We start from the raw sequence: 248 nt of genomic DNA on the forward strand, positions 1-248 counted from the left end.
GCGGTGACCGAAGACACGGTGACCGCGCTGACCGGCATCTCGATCAGCGATATCGATGCCGGCTCGGGCATCGTGACCGTGACCTTCGCGGTCGGCAGCGGGACTTTGTCCGCGACCAGCGGCAGCGGCGTGACCGTCGGCGGCACGGCGACCAGCCGGACGCTGAGCGGCACGGTGACGGCGATCAATGCCTTCATCGCCGCCAATGGCGTGAGCTTCACGCCGGCGGCGAACGCGACTGCCGATGT

The 248-nt window shown here is 69.0% G+C and carries 1 protein-coding gene; it reads left to right on the forward strand.

Features of this window, described 5'->3' with window-relative positions; all coding sequences use genetic code 11:
• The coding region (locus WG924_RS28135; RefSeq protein ID WP_345936347.1) for a hypothetical protein at positions 1-248 on the forward strand (248 nt) is incomplete at both ends.

This window comes from Tistrella arctica (assembly GCF_039630945.1).
GTDB classification, from domain to species: Bacteria; Pseudomonadota; Alphaproteobacteria; order Tistrellales; family Tistrellaceae; genus Tistrella; species Tistrella bauzanensis.